Source organism: Amycolatopsis sp. cmx-4-54 (assembly GCF_046548895.1).
In the GTDB taxonomy this organism is placed as follows: domain Bacteria; phylum Actinomycetota; class Actinomycetes; order Mycobacteriales; family Pseudonocardiaceae; genus Amycolatopsis.
This window is the reverse complement of the sequence record NZ_JAEBEJ010000013.1, coordinates 227,652-234,096: the sequence shown is the minus strand read 5'-3', so window position 1 is coordinate 234,096 and position 6,445 is coordinate 227,652. Positions and strand designations below refer to the sequence as shown.

Annotated in this window: 6 protein-coding genes; 3 read left to right on the top strand and 3 right to left on the bottom strand. The window is 70.5% G+C overall.

What is annotated here, in order from left to right:
- Positions 1-396: 396 nt before the first annotated feature.
- A complete protein-coding gene (locus ACLJQ7_RS35230) occupies positions 397-975 on the bottom strand; it encodes a TetR/AcrR family transcriptional regulator (RefSeq protein ID WP_410652489.1) in 579 nt (192 codons plus the stop codon).
- 79 nt (positions 976-1,054) lie between these two features.
- Between ACLJQ7_RS35230 and ACLJQ7_RS35225 the strand changes: the two genes are divergently transcribed.
- Entirely contained in the window at positions 1,055-1,951 is an 897-nt protein-coding gene (locus ACLJQ7_RS35225) for an SDR family NAD(P)-dependent oxidoreductase (RefSeq protein WP_410652488.1), read from the top strand.
- Here the strand turns inward: ACLJQ7_RS35225 and ACLJQ7_RS35220 are convergent.
- Positions 1,941-3,326, bottom strand: a complete 1,386-nt coding sequence (locus ACLJQ7_RS35220; RefSeq protein WP_410652487.1) for a PepSY-associated TM helix domain-containing protein — start codon at positions 3,324-3,326, stop codon at positions 1,941-1,943. The two genes, ACLJQ7_RS35225 and ACLJQ7_RS35220, sit on opposite strands and share 11 nt — an antisense overlap.
- A 114-nt stretch (positions 3,327-3,440) precedes the next feature.
- Complete coding sequence (locus tag ACLJQ7_RS35215; protein ID WP_410652486.1) at positions 3,441-3,986, bottom strand: hypothetical protein; 546 nt, start codon at positions 3,984-3,986, stop codon at positions 3,441-3,443.
- A gap of 56 nt (positions 3,987-4,042) precedes the next feature.
- Here ACLJQ7_RS35215 and ACLJQ7_RS35210 point away from each other — a divergent pair, with 56 nt between their 5' ends.
- Both ACLJQ7_RS35210 and ACLJQ7_RS35205 read left to right on the top strand, forming a co-directional pair.
- Positions 4,043-5,239, top strand: coding sequence for an MFS transporter (locus ACLJQ7_RS35210; RefSeq protein WP_410652485.1), 1,197 nt, complete (start codon positions 4,043-4,045; stop codon positions 5,237-5,239).
- 32 nt (positions 5,240-5,271) lie between these two features.
- A complete protein-coding gene (locus ACLJQ7_RS35205) occupies positions 5,272-6,276 on the top strand; it encodes a LacI family DNA-binding transcriptional regulator (RefSeq protein WP_410652484.1) in 1,005 nt (334 codons plus the stop codon).
- Positions 6,277-6,445 lie beyond the last annotated feature (169 nt).

The window sequence follows — 6,445 nt, the reverse complement described above, 5'->3', positions numbered from 1 at the left end:
TATCGCGAAGGGGCTGTCTTACCCTCCAATAAGGGCGATTCCGAGTACCGGCGGCAGGCAAGCGCTCCAGCGGGAGCACGTTGCGAAAGCCACTTTCGCAACGTTGAAGGTTGCGAAAGTGGCTTTCGCAACGCAGGGGGCGATCGTGACGCGACGTTCGCCGTTGGGCGCTTTCAGCGGGCACCAAGTCGGAAAGGCGGGCCCGCTTGGCCACGAGTTCAGCGAAGTAGGCGATGACCCGGACTGCGAATTCCGCGTCGGTGTCCACCTCGGACAGCCGTAGGAGCAGACCCTCCAGCGGCAGGCAAGGTCCGTGAAGGGGCCCTTCACGGACCTTCGACAGCCGCTCCCCGTTCCGAAAGCCACCTCCGGCACGCGCCAGATTTGCCTTACCCCTTAACAGAACTCCGGCCAGCCTCGGCGCAGGAAGACGAAAGCGGCGTCCAGCGCGGCGGCCGGATCCGCCTCGACCCCGGCCAGATCCGGGACCTCCAGGACATAACGCGCCAGCAACCGCACGGAGAAGTCGTCCTGGCCGGATTCCTCGGCGATGACCTTCGTGAGCGTGTCCTCGCAGCCCGTCCACAGCGTCCTGGCGTACGCACGCAGCGCCGGGGTGGCGACGACCAGGTCCGCGACACGGCGCGCCTGCGGGTCCGGATCCGGATCGAACGGGCCGCGGGTCGCGAGGAAGTCCCGCAACGCCTGGAGGATCGAGGCGCCCTCGGCCCGGTCACGCACCGCGGCGGCCAAGGCCGTTTCGCGTTCGTGACCGTGTCCGAGGATCAGCGCCTCCTTGCCGCCCGGGAAGTGCGCGAACAGCGTCGACACGGCCGTGTCCGCCGCGTCCGCGATCTCGGCGACGGTGACGTTGTCGAAGCCCCGGTCCAGGAACAGCTCACGTGCCGCCCTCGACAAGGCTTGCCGTGTCGCCGCCTTCTTGCGCTCACGCCTGCCCGGCTCGGTCCGTTCCATACGACCAGCTTACATCGAAATCACTCCGAAGTCGTAATGAGTGTAGGTTCGGAGTGACTTCGACTTTGAGGAGCCCGTCATGGGTCACTGGGACGTCCATCATCTGCCTCGCGCCGACGGCAAGACCTTCCTGGTCACCGGCGGCAACGCGGGGATCGGCTACTTCGCCGCCGAACAGCTCGCCGGATCCGGCGCGACCGTGGTCCTCGGCAGCCGGAACGCCGCGAAGGCCGAGGCCGCGATGGCCTCGATCCGCGCCCGGGTCCCGGACGCGCGGCTCGGGCACCTGCGACTCGACCTTTCCGATCTCTCGTCCATCGGGTCCTCAGTGGACACGCTGGGGATCGACCGGCTGGACGCCGTCGTCTGCAACGCGGGGGTGCTCCTGGAGGACCAGTCGAGACAGGAGACCGCCGATGGCCTCGAACTGACCTTCGCCACCAACCATCTCGGGCATTTCGTGCTGGTGCACCGGCTGATGCCCTTACTCGAAGCGGCGGAGACCGGTCGCGTCGTCACCACGGGCAGTTTCGTGGGCAAGTCCGCGGAACTCGACCTGGACGACCTCCAGAGCAAACGCGACTACCAACCCAAACGCACTTATGCGCGCTCGAAGCTGGCACAGATGCTGTTCGCCTTCGAGCTCGACAGGCGGCTGCGCGCGGCCGGGAGCACGGTGCTGAGCGTGGTCGACCATCCCGGTGGCGCGCTCGATTCCCTGACGCCGCCCCGGCCGGTACACGCGCCACCGGCCGGACGGAAGTTCCCGGCCGGGCTTCTGTTGCAGGGCAAGGAAGCCGGGGCTTGGCCCGCGGTACGCGCCGTCCTCGATCCCACCGTGCGCGGCGGCGAGATGTTCGGCCCGCGGGTGTTCGGCCTGCGCGGCGAACCCCGCCGGGAGCCGGTCCGCGGCAAACTCGCCGACACCGCGCTCGCCGCCCGGTTGTGGGCGGCGAGCGCGGACCTCACCCGGTGATGTCGGCCGAGTCCGGTTCGGACCGGCCGCGGGTCCGCAGGCCCAGCAGCAGGTCGATCACCAGGAACGCCAGCAGGCTGATGCCGAACAGCGGCACGAACCAGCCGATCGCGGCGGCGGCGACGAGAAGCCCCACCAGCAGTGCGGGCGGTGCCTTGCGCCACTGACCGCGCGGGATGGGCCGCCCGAAGGTCAGCCCGGTGGCGCGGGTCGGCCGGCGCCGCCACCACATGCGGTAGCCGAGCACGACCAGCGTGACCAGACCGCCACCCAGCAGGAGCAGCACGATCTGGTTGGGCCAGCCGAAGAGCACGCCCATATGCGCGTCGATCCCCCAACGGGCGAGCTTGGCCATCAGCGGATAGTCGTCGAACCGCACTTCGCCCAGGATCTGCCCGGTGGTCCCGTCGACCGCGACGGCGTCGACCTGCGTCGGCCAGCCGCGCTCGATTTCCGTCATCTGCCAGGGAGCACCGGGTTTGGTGGGCAGACCGATCTCCACCGAGGGTGCGTCGATCCCGGCAGCACGGGCCGACGCGAGCATCGCGTCCACGCTCTCGGGCTTCGCGGCGGGCGTTTCACCGTGCCCCGCGTGTCCGGTGTGCCCGGCGTGCTCGTCGGCGCCGGTCACCTTCAACGCCGGAGTGGCCCAGCCGAGGGATTCCCGCAGCGCCGAGACGTTCTCTCCCGCGTAAGTCGACCACGTCAGCCCTGTCGCGGAAAGGAACAGCGCGCCGAGCAGCACCCACAGACCGACGGATCCGTGACGGCGCACCGACTTCCCGCGTGCGGACTCCGCCTTCTCGGTGCGGCGGGCGCGGCGACGGCTCACCCACAGCACGAGACCGCCCAGCGCGACCACCCACAACCAGGACGCGGCCAGCTCGCTGTAGAGCCGTCCTGGTTCACCGAGCAGCAGGTTGCGGTGCAACTGGTCGAGTGTGGTCCGGAACGGCAAGGCGCCGCTCGAGCCGTACGCGACGAGGTCTCCGCGCACCTGCGCGGTGGCGGGGTCGACGAAGATCGCGCGTCGTTCGGACTCGCCGAGCCCGTCTTCGGCGAACAGCACGCGGGTGGTGTCGCCAGGCTCGGGAGCCGGTCGGATGGCGACCAGGTCACCGCCGGGGTTCGCGGCCTGAGCCGCTTTGACCTGGTCGGCCAGTGAGACCTGGCTCAACCCGACGGGTGCGCGGAGCTGGTCGGAGTAGATCCAGGACTCCATCTGCGGCGTCGCCGCGTACAGCACGCCGGTGAGCGCGGCGATGAGGACGAACGGGCCGACGAGAACGCCGGCGTAGAAGTGGAGACGGAGGAACAGCCCGCGCCAACCGGACGCGCGCGGCGGGCTGGTGGTCGATTCGATTCGTGTTGCCATGGGGGAACTCCTGAGGCGTCGGTGGGGAGGCGTGCGCCTGCGCCGCGCGCCGGGGTGGTCACGGCACGCGTGCTGAGCCCTGCCGCGACAGGGGTCTAGGCAGGGTTTCGGGGGTCAGGCGAACGTCACCGGCGGACCGCGCCGTGAGAGCACGTCTCGCAGGAGCGCCTCGGTCGCGGGGAACTTCACCGCGAGCGGGACCCGGATCCGCAGCGGCGCTGTCGCCGGCCGCGGCGTCAGACGGCGCGGAAGGACCGAAGCGATCACTGCCGTGAGTGCGAACAGGACGCGCTCGGCGCCCGCGAGCACCATGGCCACCACGAGGGTCGCCGCGGCGTGCCCGGCCGCCATGGCCGGGCCGTTGCCCGGGTTCTCGTCGTGATGGGCGTGCGACTGCCAGGTCAGGAACGTCAAGCAGGCGTGCATGGCCAGTTGCCCGCCCGCCACCAGGCAGAGGATGGCGAACGGACCGCGACGGCGTCCCGCGAACGCGTACGCCACCCAGCTCAGCAGGGCCACGAGCAGCACGACCACGCCGAGGTCGGGGACGCGTCCGCTGGTCCCGGCGTGGGCAGCGGTCGCCAAAGTGCCGGTCAGGACCCCCACGGCCCCGCCGCGGAGGCGCCTGGCCGGGCCTCGGGTCGGGGTCGGCGTGCGCACGGGAGGCAGAGTAGAGCGCGACAGGGCCCGCTGTCTCTCCTTGCTATCGTCACCCGGTGTTCCGCAGCCTGTCGTTCCTCCGGCTCTGGACCGGGAACACCGCCTCCGGGCTGGCGACCTGGGCCCTGCCGTTCATCCTTGGACTCGCGGTGCTGGAACGGTCGCTTTCGGCTGTGGACCTCGGCATCGTGCTCGCCGCGCGGACCGCGGGATTCCTCGTGGCCGTACCGGTGGCCGGCGTACTGGCCGACCGGTATTCGCGACGCGGGGTCGTGCTCTGGGCAGGTCTCGTCGCCGGTCTCGCCACTCCCCTGATCGCGGCCGGTATGGGCCGTTCGGTCCTGGTGACGGCCGCCGCGGCCGCCGTCGTCGGGGTCGGGCAGGGCGCGTGCCGCCCGGCGTTCCAGGCGCTGACCGCCGAGGTGATCGCCGAGGACCGGCGTCAGCAGGTCAACGCCGCGATGACACTCGCCGTCCGGGTCACCACATTGGTCGCGCCCGGGCTCACCGCCTTGCTCTCGCAGTTCGCTCCGACGCCGGCCCTGGTGCTCGGGACCGGCGTGCTGTGGCTGGGGGCGGCGCTGATCCCGCCGCGAGGCACCTTCGCGCCTGCCCCGGCCACGACCAAGGTCCACTTCTTCGGCGAATTCGCCGACGGGCTCCGCGAAGCCCGCCGTCACCCGTGGTTCCTGGCCGGGCTCGGCGCGCTGACCGCCGTGATCGCGACCGGCTATTCCGCCACCGGTGTCGTGCTGCCACTGGTCAGCCGCGACCGCTATGACACCGAAGCCGTCCTGGCCGCCGGGCTCACCGCGTACACGGTCGGCGCGCTCGTGGGCGCGGTCGTCATCGCGCGGTGGCGCCCGAAACGACAGGGCTGGGCGGCGCTGATCGGGCTCGGCTGTTACGGCTTCGCGCCACTGAGCCTGCTGTTCCCGGTGCACCCGGTCTTCGTCGTCGCCGCCTACGCCGTCGCGGGGCTGGGCATCGAACTGTTCAACGTTCCGTGGTTCACCGCGACCCAGCGGGAGGTCGAGCCGGGGAAGCTCGCGCGAGTGTCCTCTTTGGACTTCCTGTTCTCCTATGGACTGGCGCCGGCCGGGCTGGCGCTCATCGCACCCGCGATCGACCGGTTCGGGGCGGCACCGGTGCTGACGGCGTGCGCGGTCGTTTGCTTCGCCGCGCCGGCGGCCGCCGCGCTCGTTCCGTCGTCGCGGGATTTCCGGGCCGCCGCACCGATCAAGAGTGTCTAGGTTTTGCGCTCGCTTGCGGTAAAGTTTCATCCATGACGCGTCGTCTTGCCGAAGTCGCCCGCAAGGTCGGGGTCAGTGAAGCCACGGTCAGCCGGGTGCTCAACGGCCGGTCCGGGGTCTCCGCCGGCACCCGGGCCGCCGTCCTCACCGCGCTGGACGTGATGGGCTACGAACGGCCGACCCAGCTGCGCGGGGATCGCGCCCGCCTGGTCGGACTGGTCCTTCCCGAACTCCAGAACCCCATCTTCCCCGCGCTGGCCGAGATCATGGGCAACGCGCTCGCCCAGCAGGGCTTCACCCCGGTGCTGTGCACCCGCACCGCGGGTGGCGTCTCCGAAGCGGAGTACGTCGAACTGCTGCTGCAACAGCAGGTTTCCGGTGTCGTGTTCGCCGGCGGGCTCTACGCCCAGGCCGACGCGGTGCACTCCCACTACCACCATCTCGCCGAGCGCCGCCTGCCGACGGTGCTGATCAACGCCGCCGTCGACCACCTCGGGCTGCCGCAGATCTCGTGCGACGACGCTGTCGCCGTCGAGCAGGTCATCGGGCACTTGAGCTCGCTCGGCCACGAGAAGATCGGCCTCGTCCTCGGTCCGACCGACCACGTGCCGTCGCAGCGGAAACTCGAGGCGTTCCGCGCCTACGCGGCGAAGCTGGGTCTGCCGGTCCTGGACGAACTCGTCGAACACGGCATGTTCTCCATCGAAGGCGGCCACGCGGCCGCGGCCAGGCTGTACCCGCGCGGCGCGACGGCCGTCCTGTGCGCGAGCGACCTCCTGGCACTGGGCGCGATCCGCGCGGCCCGGCGGCAGGGTTTGTCGGTGCCCGAAGACGTCTCGGTGGTCGGCTATGACGATTCGGCCCTGATGAACTGCACCGATCCGCCACTGACCACGACCCGCCAGCCGATCGAGGCGATGGGCCGCGCCGTGGTGGAACTGCTGGTCAAGCGCATAAACGGCGGCGAGGTGGCGGCCGAAGAGCTACTGTTCGCCCCCGAACTCGTCGTCCGGGGCTCCACCGCCCGCCGCATTTAGCCGACTACTTGCGGGGGCGATGAGCCTCGTCGCGAGCCACCGGACCGGAAATCCACCAGCCACAACGGCAGCGTGAAGGCCCCCTTCCCTCGACTGAGCCGAGGGAAGGGGGCCTTCACGCGCTTGAGGGGACCACCGGGGCAACGGCTGTCGCAAAGTTGCAAGTTCT

What these genes read in the sequence shown, in the direction of transcription:
- ACLJQ7_RS35230 (WP_410652489.1), bottom strand. Translation starts at nt 975, where the DNA reads ATGGAACGGACCGAGCCGGGCAGGCGTGAGCGCAAGAAGGCGGCGACA.
- ACLJQ7_RS35225 (WP_410652488.1), top strand. Translation starts at nt 1,055, where the DNA reads ATGGGTCACTGGGACGTCCATCATCTGCCTCGCGCCGACGGCAAGACC.
- ACLJQ7_RS35220 (WP_410652487.1), bottom strand. Translation starts at nt 3,326, where the DNA reads ATGGCAACACGAATCGAATCGACCACCAGCCCGCCGCGCGCGTCCGGT.
- ACLJQ7_RS35205 (WP_410652484.1), top strand. Translation starts at nt 5,272, where the DNA reads ATGACGCGTCGTCTTGCCGAAGTCGCCCGCAAGGTCGGGGTCAGTGAA.